This is a genomic window from Arthrobacter sp. EPSL27 (assembly GCF_001512305.1).
Taxonomy (GTDB): Bacteria; Actinomycetota; Actinomycetes; order Actinomycetales; family Micrococcaceae; genus Arthrobacter.
In genome coordinates this window covers 955,863-970,120 of record NZ_LNUT01000004.1, presented here as the reverse complement: position 1 = coordinate 970,120, position 14,258 = coordinate 955,863, and the positions used below count along the sequence as shown (strand labels likewise).

Here is a 14,258-nt window from a genome sequence, read left to right as displayed (position 1 = left end):
ATGGACGCAACGACGCAGAAATCAACGACCGCGGCGGCGGGTCCGCTGGCCGGAATCACCGTTCTGGACCTCAGCCGCGCCCTCGCCGGCCCGTACGCCACCGCACTGCTGGCCGACATGGGAGCCACCGTGATCAAGGTCGAGTCCATCAAGGGCGGAGACTCCTCGCGTTCCTGGCCACCGTTCGAGGACGAGCACAGCCTCTACTTCGACTCGGTCAACCGCGGCAAGAACTCCATCGCCGTGGACTTCTACACACCCGAGGGCAAGGAGCTCCTGCGGAAGCTGGCACTGGACGCGGACGTGCTGATCGAAAACTTCCGTCCCGAGGTATTAGCCACCATGGGGCTGGATCCCGAGGAGCTGCGGGCCGCCAATCCCGGACTGATCATCGCGTCTATCACCGGGTTCGGCACGACCGGGCCGCTAGCCCTGACCGCAGGGCTGGACCAAGTCGCCCAAGGCATGTCCGGACTCATGTCAGTAACCGGCCAGGACACGGAGCATATGGTCCGGTTCGGGGTCCCGATCGTGGACATGTGCACCGGGATGTTCGCCGCCTACGGCATCGCGGCAGCCCTCAACGGCCGGGCACGTACCGGTTCGGGGCTGGACATCTCCACCTCGCTGCTGGAGTCGGCGCTAGCACTGTCCGCTTTCCAGGGCCAGCGCTACCTCAGCAACGGCGAAACCCCGGCGCCCCAAGGCAATGACCACCCGGTCTTGGCACCATACGGGGTCTTCAAGACCGCGGACATTCCAGTGATCATCGCAGTCGGCAACGACAAGCAATGGCACCAACTCTGCGGACTCGTGGGGGACCCGGCCCTGGCCCACGACCCGGACTACCTGACCGGAAGGGACCGCTCGACCAACCGCAAAGACCTGACTCGGCGACTGGAAGAACACCTCACAGACCGTCCGGGGCTGGATTGGCTTGCGGCCTTCCGGGCCGCGAAGATCCCCTGCGGCCCAATCTACAATTACGCGGAAGTCTTCGCCGACCCGCAAGTGCAGGCTGTGGACATGCTCCGGACCGTGAACCGGCACGACGGCACCGAACTGCCGCTGCTGCGCGGCCCGTTGTCCGTCAACGGCGACCCAACACCGGTCCGCAAGGCACCACCTGCCCTGGGCGAAGACACCCGCAAAATACTGGAAGACCTAGCCCTGACACCCGGACAGATCGAGAAACTCATCACCTCCGGCATCGTCCACGAAACCCGCGCCGCAGATAGGGTACAAGCATGACCGGGACCGCGGAGGAAACCATGACAGGGTCCCTTCGCATCGAACAAACCGGCCCCGTGGCAACGATCGTGATCGACAATCCCCGGCGCCGCAACGCTCTGAACCAGGACATGTGGCAGCAGTTCGCACCCCTGCTAGACCGGCTCGCCGCGGACCCTGCAGTCAAAGTCGTCGTGGTCCGCGGCGCCGGCGGGAACTTCTCCGCCGGCGCCGACATCAGCGACCTCAAAGCCATCCTGCGCGACCCGGACAGCGGCGCGCACGACGGCGGGCACGTCAGCGCCGGTGAGAACGCGCTGGCCACCTTCCCCAAGCCCACCATCGCCGCGATCGAGGGCTACTGCATCGGCGGCGCCTGGCAGATCGCCGGCGCGTGCGATATCCGCATCGCAGCCGACACCGCGACCTTCGGCATCACCCCCGCCAAGGTCGGTATCGTCTACCCGCTCTCCGGCATCGAACGCCTCGTCCGGCTCGCCGGACCCGCCACCGCAAAATACCTGTTGCTCACTGGCGACTTCATCACCGCCGCCGAAGCGCACGGCCTGGGGCTGCTGGCCAGGGTGGTCCCCGAGGACGGGTTCTGGAACGAGATCCAGGAGTTAGCTGCCCGCCTCGCCACCCGCTCCCAGCTCTCCATCCAGGCGATGAAACAAATTATCGACGCGATCGCGGTGAACGACCCGGCGCTCCCGGTCATCAGCGGTTACTGGCAGGACCAGATGGCCACCAGCGGAGAACCAGAAACTGGGATCCGCGCCTTCCTGGCAAAGGAGACCCCGGTGTTCGACTGGATCAAGCCCCGCCCGCTGAACTAGATCGGGAAACGCCGCTCCGCAAAGCCGCCGTCACCCGTGGCGGAACCGGCCCAGCGCCTGGTTCAGGCCGTCTACTTCCGGGAGCTCAGGCATCGAGAATACCGCCATATGCAATATCCCGGTATTGGCACCCTATCCAACCAGACGCAGTCCCAAGACTGCGGTTCCTTTAGTCCGAAGGGAGCATACAAATTGCCGGTTCCGCTCCAACAGGGTTGATGGCTGTGATCGCCGCAAACAGAGCGAATTCGCGTCGGCTCGGGGCGGGGTGGTGCTGCCAAACCACCAGCCCTTGGTTGTAGCTGAGCAAGCGGCGACTCTCCAGGCCATCTTTCCCGGACGAATCGATTTGGGCATTGGACGTGCCGTTGGCTTTACATCAACAGTACGAAGGGCGCTCCGCCAGGACAGAGATGCAGCTGATCACTTCGAAGAGGACTTGGCAGAACTGTTGTCCTACCGAGCGGCAGCGCTGCAATGATCGCCCGCCGTACGACGGCGGCGTAACCCCACACGACCAGGACATCCCCGCCGCCTTGGCATCCGTCCTTCGAATGATCGACGAGGACCACGTCTTCGCCCTTATTCATCTCATCGTCGAACAACGCGTCAAAGCGTACTGAGTCTCGATCATCCGCCGACGCTGAACCCCCGCCCGTACCGGCACCACTAAGCACTGGAAGAAGACAATGTCACTAACTGCAACATCAATCACGTCCGGCAGTGAGAGCGAGCTGCTCGCCTGCCTTCCCACCGGCCTGGTGATCAACGGCCAATGGCAGCCAGCCACTTCCGGGAAAACCTTCGACGTCGAAGACCCCGCCACCGGCAAGGTGCTGCTCAGCATCGCCGACGCCGGTCCCGAGGACGGCATGGCTGCCTTGGACGCGGCCGCTGCCGCGCAGGAGTCCTGGACGAAGGTCCCCCCGCGGGAGCGTGGTGAAATCCTGCGCCGCGCCTTTGACCTTGTCACTGCACGGGCTGAGGACTTCGCGCTGCTGATGACCATGGAGATGGGCAAGCCGCTTGCCGAGGCCCGTGGTGAGGTGACCTATGGTGCCGAGTTCCTGCGCTGGTTCTCCGAGGAAGCTGTCCGTGCCTTCGGCCGCTACTCCGTCTCCCCGGACGGCAAGTCCCGGCTGCTGGTCACCAAGAAGCCGGTGGGCCCCTGCCTGCTGATCACGCCCTGGAACTTCCCACTGGCCATGGCCACCCGCAAGATCGCCCCCGCGGTCGCCGCCGGCTGCACCATGGTCCTCAAGCCGGCCAGACTCACGCCCCTCACGTCGATGCTGTTTGCCGAGGTAATGATGGAGGCCGGGCTGCCCGCAGGCGTCCTGAACGTCATCCCTTCTTCGAGCGCCGGTGCCACCACCGGACCGCTGATCAAGGACTCCCGGTTGCGCAAGCTCTCCTTCACCGGCTCCACCGAAGTGGGCCGGGGCCTGCTCGCTGACGCCTCCGAAACCGTTCTGCGCACCTCCATGGAACTGGGCGGCAACGCGCCGTTCGTCGTCTTTGAAGACGCCGACCTTAACGCCGCCGTCGCCGGCGCCATGCTCGCCAAGCTGCGGAACATGGGCGAGGCCTGCACCGCGGCCAACCGCTTCATCGTGCACGAATCGGTGGCTGCGGAGTTCGCGGAGAAGTTCGCGGCGAAGATGAAGGAGATGACCACCGCCCGGGGTACCGAACCCGAGTCCAAGGTGGGCCCGCTGATCGATGCCAAGAGCCGGGACAAGGTCCACGAGCTGGTTTCCGACGCTGTCGCGTCCGGCGCGAAAGCTGTCCTGGGCGGGGAACCGGTGGAGGGCCCGGGATACTTCTACCAGCCCACCATCCTCTCCGGCGTCACCGAAGGCACCCGGATCCTGTCCGAGGAGATCTTCGGCCCCGTCGCCCCGATCACCACCTTCAGCAGCGAAGACGACGCTGTGCGCCTGGCCAACAACACCGAATACGGGCTGGTGGCGTACGTCTTCACGAAGGACCTGAACCGCGGCATCCGGATGGGTGAAAAGCTCGAGACCGGCATGCTCGGCCTGAACGCCGGCGTCATCTCCAACGCCGCCGCTCCCTTCGGCGGCGTCAAGCAGTCCGGCCTGGGCCGCGAAGGCGGCCTCGAAGGCATCGAGGAATACCTCTACACCCAGTACATCGGCATCGCCGACCCCTACACCGGATAGCAGTCATTACAGGGGCCTATCAGACCACCAGGCAGCAAGGGCCGGCGTGGCACCGGCAGACCGCGAAGTGCTGGAGGGGGAGCACCTGCTCTTCGAGACTCCACACGGCGGGACCCAGGCGAATCGTTCCAAGCCGTAGACCTCCACCTCCTCCACAACACTGCATATGAGGAAGGCCCTCGACTGGCTCCGGTCGAGGGCTTTCCCCTTCCCGGCTGGGGCCGGTTCCTAGATGAGACACACCCCAACCTGACGTCAGCAGCAAGAAAAAAGGGCGTCAGAATAGGGTCTTCAGAGCGGTTCTTACACTCCCCCACCCTTCTGTCTTAGATTCAAATCTGACAGCCAGCCCCGCTGAGGAGCTTGCGCGGGGCAGGGACGCAATTGGGCAACAGCCTGTTGCCCAATTGTCCAGAAACCGTCTGGACAATTGGTTCCGCTGCCCACACTCGTGGACAATCCTGATGGGTTATCCACCGCTACTGCTGCGAAGGGAGCTATCCTCAGGGCTCCCAATTCCAGCTGTGGATAACCCGGATTGACCACAACTATGGACAGCTTCTAGTCCCACCTTTGTGCCTTGGACTCCTGGCGTCAGGGCAATTCGTCGAGTTTGGTTCGGAGGTTCCTAAACACCGCGTCGCGCTGCTCTTGGGAGAGCTGCATTAGCGGCACATCACGCAGCTCGTCGAGGTTGAAATCGGTGTCCTCCTGGTCCTCGTCCTCGAGCATGGCGAGCATGTCCTCGCAGGTCAGGACCATTATGTTGCCGTCCAGTGGCCGGAATCCGAGTTCGCCCCAGTACTTGGCAAGGGCGCGGCATTCCCTCCGGTGTTTCAGGGATCCTTCATCCGTATCGTCCTTGAGCCCGGGTGCCGCGTGCAGGACGGTGACGACGGTACCGCGGCCGATTGCTCCGAGGATAGCCTTGAATATTTGGTGCCCGGCCCGGTGCCCACGGAACCGCGGCTGGACGCTCACCCAGGACACGATCATCAGATCGCCTTCTAGGACCGGTTCGCCCTCGACGCTGAGCTGACTGGGCTCGGATCCGGCGACGATGAATGCTTCGGCGAATCGGGACAGGTCAGCGCTGTGGGCGTCCAAGGTGTCGAAGAGGTTGACGCTGCCAACGTCCGGGACGAGGTGGACGCTGGCTTCGGCGACGGTGACCCGGCCTTGGGCGTCGGCGTCGAAGGTGTCGTAGTCGGGATCGAGGATGTCAGCGTCGATGTAGGCGCGAATGCTCCATGACTGCGGGTAGTCTTCGGGCCGTTCCCAGGAGTCGGGGCGGGCGGCGTAGTCGAGGGCGTAGGTCAGGCGCATCCACTGGAGGGCGTCGCTGATCTCGTCGTGCTCCTCTGGCCGGGTGCCACCATCCACTTCTTTGCCGCGGGTGTGCTCGTTACCGGCCATGAGATTCCTTGCCCGCTCCCCCGACCAAGGGGTGCTCTGAATGTTGTCCAGTGTGCCGGGTTCACCGTACCCGACACTGGCCCTGGCGTGACAGTAAGGCCCTCCCGAATTTCCGGGTGGCCATTCATGTGGGTAGGTCCGCACGTCGAAGGGATCAACCGGCCGAGCCCGGGTCAGCCCACGTGGATGCCGTTGCCAGCGAGGTATTCGCGAGCACGGCCCATCTGCCGGTCGGTAGAGAAGGCGTACCAGTGTTCGCTGAGGTTCTCGTCGTGGACGATTTCCCGGAACCGGAAGAAGGCGCCTTTGCCCTCGATCGCCCGCTCCAGTCGCTCTCGGAGGGCTTCCTCGTGCTGCCTGTCTGCGAAAGCTGCCATGTCCTGCCAGCCGTTCCCGGAACCCGTGCGGTTCAGCCGAAGCCATCGGTCCGGTTCGTCCTCTACGTCGATCGCGGTGTCCTGCCCGACGATCATCGGGTCAGTGGCGGCCTCGTCGTACACCTGCCCGGTGTGCAGGTCGAGGTAGCCGCCGGTGGACAGATCGGGGTCCCCTTCCAAGATGATGCTGAGCATGTCGAGGTCCACGGGAACCACCCTGCCGGTCAGCGGCACGCGGCGCAGGGATGCCAGCAGGTCCTCGGCGAGCACCTGGTCACCGGCGCAGCCGCGCCGGGTCAGCCGGTTGATGACCGACAGTGCCACGGGTTCGGCTTCCCTGCGCCTGTGCTCTAAGGCCATCGGTATGCCAGCCCCCACCTGCTGGAGGGTGTCATCGATGTCGCGTCCGGTCAGGGCTGCGAGGAAACGGGCCGCGTCTGCTGCCGCGATGGCTTCACGCATTTCGGGCAGGTCGAGCCTCGGCACCGAGACCTGGGCGGGCCATGCGTGCAGCAGCATCGGATGCGGTTCGCCCGGTTTCGCCGGGACCCGGCTCTCCCCGTCATCAGTGGACCACCGGCGCCCGTATTGGTCCGGGATGCTGCCCCAGCCCCAGTAGGGCAGAGGGAAATCAGGGCGGATACCCAATACCTCCAGCGGGTCGACCTTCGTCTCCTCGACCACGCACCGGTGCATCCAAGCGTCACCAAGGTCAAACATGAACTGAAACTCAGATCCCGGCCCCAGCGTCCGGGCGACCTTGGCGGTCGCGATGTCGATAGCTGTGATGATCGGCCCACCGCCGGATCCGGCCATCTCAGCTCCCGTCTCTTGGTCCGTGATTACCCGGCCGTCGTTCAGGGTGAACATGGACAGGTGCGAGCGGTCCCAACGGGCGAAGGCATCGTTGATGGCGTTGGCGAGATCCAAGAAGGTGTGCGACTGTCCAACCGCGAAGACTCGCCCCGGCCAGGGCCACAGCTCCTCACCACGACCACCGAGCAGTTCCACCGTCACCGATAACCAGGTTCGCGCCATACCCTCAGGATGGCACGAACCGCGGCCGCGCCCTTCGTCGCGTTACTGCACGCCGGCGGGCGCCAGCATCCCGAATGAGGGCGGGCGGCTCCGCGAGGAAGAGGGCGCGGAAAGTGATTTTAGGCGAGCAGTGTAGAAGCACTGCTTCCAAGCGTGCAGTGGAGGGCAGTCCTTGCTAGTCGAAGATTCCTGCTTCGGGGGTTTTGTGGGGAAGGGCGGTTTTGCCCGGGGCGGGGGTTTTGTGTCCGTCGTAGGCGCATTTTTTGAAGGGGCCCTCCTTATCCATGAGGGTGCGCATGTGTGGGTCGGCGTGGTTCAGCCACCAGGTGCTGATGCCGAGGGCGGGTTCGAGGCGTAGGTGTTCCCAGGCGCGCCAGATGGCTTCCATCCGGATGAGGGCTTCGGGGTGTTTGTACCATTCCGGGCACCACGCGTAGGCTGCGCCCTCGTTGACTTCCCGGACGTAGGACTGGGCCAGGAGGTCAGCGAAGAATTCCACGGCGCTGGAGTACACCAGTTCCGGTTCGGGCTCAGCGTGGCTGTGCCCGCCGGTCGGGGGCTGATCCTCTTCGTCCCCGAAGGCGTCCGCGAAATCTTCACTCACGCCTTGTCTCCGTCCGTCCATGGATTGTGGGCGGCAACAGCCACAGGGGCACGGTCAGTTGTTTCCTTGGCTGCGAGGGAGTCTTTGACCTTTTGGGCGTGCGGTCCGTTCATCCAGGGGATCGTTTCGATCATGGTGGCCGGGGCACCGGAGGCGAGCAGGATGGCCCTGAATCGTGGCAGTGCTGTCAGGTCGGCAACGGATAGGATTTCGTCCTTGCTTTCTTGGCGGGAGGATGAGGATCCGTTTCTGCTGTGGCTGCGGGAGACGTTGATGTAGCTGTATTGGCCGATGAGGCGGGAGAGTTCGTCGAGGTAGCCGACTTCGGAGACGCCGCCGCCGTAGATTTTGACGTTGGATGCTGACCAGAGTTTCCGCATTCCTTCGAGGTTCCAGACTTCCACGCCCTGGGACCAGGACTGCAGGATGGTCATGAGGATGATGCCGCGTGAGCCGTAGTGGCTGTACTGGTCCGGCAGGGCTTTCCACCGGCAGACGTTCGCGGCTTCATCGAGGATACCCAGCAGCGGGGTTGCGAGGCGGCCGTCGGGTTGGGAGGTGGCGTACTTTTCGGCAGCTTCGACGACGGCGACGGTCAGGGCCGTGACGAGGGGGCCTGCGGTGCCGACGCCTTCGCGGGAGAGGCTGTAGAGCGTGCCTTTGCCGCGGACGAAGTCTTCGGGTACGAACTGCGGCCGGGGGTCGGTGTCGACGGTTGTGCCTGGTGTTGGGGTGACCCATTGGCTGACGTCCCGATCGGTGAGGCAGGAGACCATTTGCCGGGCGGTGCCGTAGACGCCGGCCCGCTGCTTTTCCGGTTCCCTGATGTGGCCGATGACCATGTCAGCCAGCAGGTCAAAGCCGGCGGTGCGGAGGATGTCAGCCGGTGCTTCGTCGTGAGGGCGGGTCAGCCAGGTGTACACCTGTGTGATCGGGGCGGCGCTGAGTGAGGCGGCGAGCAGGAGGGCTTTGAGCAGGTTTTGTCCGGCCGGGTCGAAGTAGGCGTCGGGTTTTGTTCCGGGTTCCCGGGAGCCGTTGGCGAAGTGCTGCGCCATGTTCCCTGCCGTGGCTTCGTTCTTCACGTAGGAGAGCGGGTTCCACCACCACGATGGTTCTTCCTCGGCAACGGCCTGCGGGTCAAAGACCCATACCTGCCCGGCCTCGGAGCGGATGGGGCGGGTGACGTCGACGATGTCGCGTTTGTTGGACGTGGCGATCACCGCGCCGGGTGCGTCAAGGATGGCGGGGACGGCGTAGGAGGTGGTCTTCATCGTGCGGGGCCCGGCGATGAGGATCAGCATGTCCTCCCAGGATGCCCAGAGCGGGCGCTTGCCGGCCACGCTGCGTCCAAGGCGGACACCGGTCGAATTTTCCACACCAAGGCGCACGGCCGTGGCCGTGGCGCCCTTGGTCGAGAGGTGGTTCAGGTCCTTGCCCCGGCCCATGTACACCGCTGCCTTGTCCACCCTGGTGCGTTTGCTCGCGGTCCGGGACCGGACCACCAGCACCGTCACCACCAGCGCGATCAGGACACCGGCCAGCACGCAGGCCACCACAGTTGCTTGGTCAGGCCAGGGCACCCGACCCTTGGCCAACCCGGCGACCAGGTCAATCGGGTGCGCCGGCGGGGCGGCGAGGCCAGCCATCCAGGAACCGAGGTGAGCGGCGACCCAGGTGCCGCCGCCGAAGATGGTGGCGGCGCCGATGGCGAGCCAAATCCCCAGGGCGTCGCCGAGGCCGGTTCCCTTGCGGTTCGGGGCACTCATGCCGCACCTTCTTCCCGGATTGGGGCTGCTGCATCCAGCAGGGTTTCTGCCGGTGCATGCCAGAGGCGGTTTGTGTCGTTCAGGGAGGCTTCGATGGAGGTTAAACCGATGGTAACGGGGATGCCGGGGCGGCCGCCGACCTTGATCAGGAACTTTCCCCGGCCCGGGGGTTCGACGTCACCGCCGCGGGAGTCCCATGCGGGCGGGTCCTGCCACGAGATGAGCTTCTGCTGTTCCTGCCGTGACAGCGGGATCGCAGCGGTCAGCAGCGGCATCTCCGAAGCCGGGAGGCCTGCGCAAATGACCATGCCGGAACGTTCAACAAAGCCGCGGGCTTTCATCCTGTCTTCCTCGGCCGGGAGGGCCAGCAGGTCGGACATGGTGTGGGAGATCATGACCTGCCCGACGCCGACGGAGCGGTTGAGCCGGGTCAGGGCGTCCACCCGGTCCACCATGCCCTTGCCGGCGCGCAGTGCCCGCCAGAGCTCGTCCAGGACGACGAAGTAGTTCCGGCGCGGTTCCAGGCCGGCGTCGGCGAGGGCGTTGGCGACGTTGACGGTGCCGAAGCCGTAGGACCAGCAGGCCAGCAGTACGGCGGCCTGCAGGTCCGTTTCGGTCTCATCGATGCTGGAGACATCGAAGACCACGGCCCGGTCACGCCGCATCGGGTTCGTGGTGTGGCGGGAGAAGATTTCCCCGAGTTTCCCGCCGCCGGTCAGGCCGAGCAGGGTTGCTTCCAGTGCCCGGGTTTCCTGCAGGTAGACCGTCATGTCCCCGCGGTCCAGCGCGACCTGGCGCAGCTCGTCCGGGGCGGCGATGATGACGTCGAGCAGGTCTTTCAGGACCGGAACACCGTCGAAGGAGTCATCGAGGACGCGCAGGGCGCGGTCCAAAATGGTCTGTTCCTGATCCGTGGGCGGATTGTTCCGGCTGATCGTGATGAGGGAAACGACCATGTTCAGGCGCCGGCCGTGAGCATCGGCCCGGACCCGGACGGCAGCTTCATGGTTTCCCTGTTCCTCGAGGAGCTGGGCGACCTCAATGGCCTGGCCCGGATCGAGGATGTTCAGGTAGCCGCGGCCGCGGCCGAGTTCGATGACCTGCCCGCCAATGGCCCTAATGGCGTCCACGTGTTCGCCCTTCAAGTCCCCAAGCACCAGCGGGTGTACGCCCTGGCCGGAGAGGCCCAGCATCATGCGGCGCACGAGCGTGGACTTCCCCAGACCCGGCTTGCCGAGGACGAACGCGGAGGGGTTGGAAATGAGATGGGCGCGCTGGAACCAGCTGATCGGATCACAGCAGACCGTGGCCTGGGTTTCCTCGTGCCGGCCCAACGGGACCCCGACCATGGGCGAAGACGTACCAGAGGAAAACGGCCACAGCCCGCAAACCTGCACCGTTGTCCCACGGTATTCACGCACCGCCGGGACCAGGGCCGCAGCCCCTCCCCCGCGCCCGCCCCAGCCACGGGACCCGGGGACACGCAACCGGGCCGGACGGGCCGTGGACGCGCGGGCTTCGGTTTCCACACCGTCAAGGAACGGATTCTTCTTCCGTCGAAAGAGCTTCTGCATTACAGGGCCTCTCTGATTTCGGTGGGCAGCAGGATGTGCTTGGGCAGAACCAGTCCGAGCGGCAGGGACGCGGCGAACGCGGTGTCCTGGGAGCCGTAGGCACGGCGCAGCAACACCCGGGCGGTCCCGGAGGTCTGTTCCACGGCGGCGACCGCATCGGGGAGCCGGGCCGGGTCGGTGACGGTGGCGGTGACGACCATGCCGAAGTTCACCAAACCGGCCCCCTGTGCTTCTTCCTGCGCGGTCTGCGCGGCGGAGCGGGCATCGACCAGCGCGCGGGCGGACGGGCGGTTCCCGGAGGTGATGCGGACGTTGGCGTTGTTCTGGTCCCGCTCGACCACGGCGGCGGCCCGGGCCGAATCCATCGGACGGTAGAGCAGGGAAACGCGTTTGCGGTCGATATCCCCGTGCGGGGCCAACAGCCGGGAGAGAACCGAGGAATTTACCGACCCGCGCGGGGCGCCGGTCATGGTCCAGGAGGCAGAGAACGCGCCGTCGTGCCGGTAGTCATCCCAGCCCGCCTGCGTCGCGGAGGGGCCGACTTCGCCCCAGGTAAGGGCGACCGTGGACCCGGCGGCGTGGGCTTCATCAATGATCAAGGCCGCGGGCGGGTCGTAGGCGATCCGGACGACCTCGCAGAGTTCCTGCGCAGACATCGGCCGGGCGATGCCGGCGCCGGTGGCCTGCAGCCGGGCACCAAGCCCGGGGATGCGGGATGCCAGGTCCCGGGCGACATCTTCGGGTTCGCGCTTCCGGGACCCGGAGCGCAGTGCTGCGGTGAACGTCAGGGACACCCAGGCCCGGACGGTGGCCGAGCCTTCCGGGTACGTGCGGACAACCTCGCGGAGGATTGCCTTCGCGGCCTCCGGGGCGTCGGGGTGGATGTTCATTTCAACTTCGTTGCGCAGCCGGTAGCCGGAGTCGGGAGCGGTCTCCACGGTCACGGCCGCGGCCTCCAGCCCGGCTTCATCCCCGAGCCCGGCGATCCAGCCGCCCCAGTTCGCGACCCAGGCGTCGACCTGTTCCGGATCCACCAGTGAAGCGCCGTCAGGTTCGGTGGAGAAGACCACGGTGAAGTGGTTCGTGGTGGGGACGTGAAGCATGGCGAACGGGCGGTTGTAGGAGTCGTTGAACTCGTACAGCCGGGACTTCGCGGCCAGGCCGGGAAGCTGAAACATGCCCCACTCGGTGACCCCGAGCGGGCCGGAACGGTAGAGGTTGGTCCCGCCAGAACGGGCGAGCCGGAAGTTCATCCGCGTCGCGAACCGGTCCACGATGGACTGACCGTGCTTGTCCTTGACCGTCAGCAGCAGCACGAGTATGCCCGCGACGGCGAGGACGCTCAGCCCCGGCAGCAGGCCAAGAAACGCGAAGGTGATGATGCCGGCCAACAGACCGGTCATGACAATGCCGGTGCCGATCGCGCCCAGGCTTCCCAACCCTGCGGAGCGTGGAACCCGCCAGTTGCCGTAGGACGGTTCCTTGTACTCGGTATTAATTGCTGCCACTGGGGCCCTCCATCGATCCTGATTGGCCGGTTGAATCCTGCGCGGTCTGGTGTGCGGCCGACGCGGCCTTTGACGCTGCTTGTGCTCCTGCGGCGACGGCGATTCCGGCCGGGCCGGCGGCTTTCGCTCCCGACGCGGCGCCTGCACCGGCGGAACCTGCGCCGGCTCCTGCAACCGAGCCGGAGGTGCCTGCCCCGGCGGTTGCGGCGCTTCCGGTTGTGCCCTTGCCGGGCGCCCCTCCGGGGCCCGTTGAGCCGGGGGTGGGTTTGCCGTTGCCGCCGTTACTGCCGCCAGCGCCCTTGCTGCCCTGTGCGCTGGCGCTCTGGCCGGGCTGGCTGGCCGGTGTGGGCGATGCGTTGCCGCGTCCACTGCCCGAGCGGCCCATCGACACAGCACCGGTAGCCATGGCCCCCACCGCCGCTCCTGCTCCCCCGCCGGAACCGGAAGCAACAGCTCCGACCATCGGGGTGACGAAGCGCATCAACGCCGGCAGTGCCAGTAGCGCGACAATCATGAGAGCGAAACCGGTAATGGAACCCAGCAGGACGTTGCCGCCCGAGGATCCCATGAGCTTGAAGGCCACGGCGTAGACGATGGCCGCGGCCGGCTTGTAGAGAATGAAAGCGATGGTCCAGCCGATGGCTTTCTGGAACCACTGGCGTCCCATCTCGGTGTTGGTGAACGCCGCCGTGGTCGGCAGGATGCCGGCCAGGATGACGAGCATTCCGCCGCGGACGATCATGAGGACGATCTGCACCAGCGAGGCAAGTAGACCCACCAGGCCCAGGATGATCAGAATGAAGACCCCGACGCCGGTCTGGTTCGTCATCACCAGGATGGCCATCGCGTGGGCGAAGCCCTTGCCGTCGGTTGCCCGGTCAATGATCGAGGCCGAGAACGCATCGGCAGCGATCACCAGGATGGAAATCACCGCCAGTCCGAGGCCGGACACCAGCGTGAGGGTCAGCAGGGACCGGAGCAGGTCCTTCAACGGCGCCCCACGCTGCTCCCAGATCATCCGGGTGCCCCCAAGGATTACCGACAGAACCGCCAAAGCCAGTGTCCAGTAGCCCAGTTCCGAATTGACGAACCCGACCACAGGACTGGCGGTGACCCCATCCTGGGATGCGAGGTTGGCCGTGGGCATGGACACCCAGAAAGTGGAGAGCGTCGTCACCATCTGGCTCATGCCCTCCATGATCGCCTTCGCCAAATTGCCAATGGCGTCGTCGAGCATCCCGGAAACCGCATTGCCGCCCTGACAGATGACATCCAGGGGAACGCACTCGGCCATGTCAGACCCCGGCCCATGCGATGAAGCCGCTCATGTCAAATTTGAAACCAGCTGTAAAAACCATGCCATCCACGGGGTGGACAACACAGCCAAAACAACCAATCAATAAAACAATTGGTATCAACAAACTTGGCACACTATTGAGTTCTCAAACAACAGACACATTCGAATTACTCGGCGAACAATTCAATAAATTGAATTCTTTATTCGCTTTTCCCTCGCTGCGATATTTCCAGCTTATTTCATTCATTTCAACTTTGCAAATCCAGATTTTCATCTGCATTTCATCCGCTGAAGCGAATCCGCCCAGCATAATTGGAAGCAACCTTTCATTTCTGCGCCGCCCGCTCCAGGGGAGCCGAAAGTACTAGAAGAATTGCTTCTCTATTTTTGTTGGGGTTGGCCGCCACTCTTCGGTGGCGACTC

Annotated in this window: 11 protein-coding genes; 4 read left to right on the top strand and 7 right to left on the bottom strand. The window is 65.0% G+C overall.

Annotation, left to right across the window (positions count from 1 at the left end; all coding sequences use genetic code 11):
• The 4 genes from AR539_RS09030 (at position 1) to AR539_RS09015 (ending at position 4,255) form a co-directional block, all read left to right on the top strand.
• Positions 1-1,251 carry a CaiB/BaiF CoA transferase family protein gene (locus AR539_RS09030; protein ID WP_066435069.1) on the top strand — a complete coding sequence of 417 codons (1,251 nt, stop codon included), beginning with the start codon at positions 1-3 and terminating at the stop codon, positions 1,249-1,251.
• Entirely contained in the window at positions 1,248-2,069 is an 822-nt protein-coding gene (locus tag AR539_RS09025; RefSeq protein ID WP_066435067.1) for an enoyl-CoA hydratase/isomerase family protein, read from the top strand. The genes AR539_RS09030 and AR539_RS09025 overlap by 4 nt, the downstream gene beginning before the upstream one ends.
• 268 nt (positions 2,070-2,337) lie before the next feature.
• Positions 2,338-2,550 carry an LLM class flavin-dependent oxidoreductase gene (locus AR539_RS19905; protein ID WP_442854405.1) on the top strand — a complete coding sequence of 71 codons (213 nt, stop codon included), beginning with the start codon at positions 2,338-2,340 and terminating at the stop codon, positions 2,548-2,550.
• Between the two features lie 208 nt (positions 2,551-2,758).
• Positions 2,759-4,255: an NAD-dependent succinate-semialdehyde dehydrogenase gene (locus AR539_RS09015; protein WP_066435059.1), complete on the top strand. Its 1,497-nt coding sequence runs from the start codon at positions 2,759-2,761 to the stop codon at positions 4,253-4,255.
• A gap of 594 nt (positions 4,256-4,849) precedes the next feature.
• On the opposite strand, the gene AR539_RS09010 is transcribed toward AR539_RS09015, so the two are convergent.
• The 7 genes from AR539_RS09010 to AR539_RS08980 form a co-directional block, all read right to left on the bottom strand.
• The gene (locus AR539_RS09010) at positions 4,850-5,671 is read right to left on the bottom strand and encodes a hypothetical protein (protein WP_066435056.1); all 822 of its coding nucleotides are present in this window, start codon (positions 5,669-5,671) and stop codon (positions 4,850-4,852) included.
• 173 nt (positions 5,672-5,844) lie between these two features.
• Positions 5,845-7,086 carry a UPF0158 family protein gene (locus tag AR539_RS09005; RefSeq protein WP_066435053.1) on the bottom strand — a complete coding sequence of 414 codons (1,242 nt, stop codon included), beginning with the start codon at positions 7,084-7,086 and terminating at the stop codon, positions 5,845-5,847.
• A gap of 175 nt (positions 7,087-7,261) precedes the next feature.
• The gene (locus tag AR539_RS09000; protein WP_231728550.1) at positions 7,262-7,690 is read right to left on the bottom strand and encodes a DUF4913 domain-containing protein; all 429 of its coding nucleotides are present in this window, start codon (positions 7,688-7,690) and stop codon (positions 7,262-7,264) included.
• On the bottom strand, positions 7,687-9,456 hold the full coding sequence (locus AR539_RS08995; protein WP_066435050.1) for a type IV secretory system conjugative DNA transfer family protein: 1,770 nt from the start codon (positions 9,454-9,456) through the stop codon (positions 7,687-7,689). The genes AR539_RS09000 and AR539_RS08995 overlap by 4 nt, the downstream gene beginning before the upstream one ends.
• Positions 9,453-11,030 (bottom strand): helicase HerA domain-containing protein, encoded by a 1,578-nt coding sequence (locus AR539_RS08990; protein ID WP_442854395.1) that lies wholly within the window; start codon positions 11,028-11,030, stop codon positions 9,453-9,455. The genes AR539_RS08995 and AR539_RS08990 overlap by 4 nt, the downstream gene beginning before the upstream one ends.
• Entirely contained in the window at positions 11,030-12,538 is a 1,509-nt protein-coding gene (locus AR539_RS08985; RefSeq protein ID WP_066435047.1) for an SCO6880 family protein, read from the bottom strand. Before AR539_RS08985 ends, AR539_RS08990 begins: the two co-directional genes overlap by 1 nt.
• Positions 12,525-13,832, bottom strand: a complete 1,308-nt coding sequence (locus AR539_RS08980) for a hypothetical protein (RefSeq protein WP_066435044.1) — start codon at positions 13,830-13,832, stop codon at positions 12,525-12,527. Before AR539_RS08980 ends, AR539_RS08985 begins: the two co-directional genes overlap by 14 nt.
• Positions 13,833-14,258 lie beyond the last annotated feature (426 nt).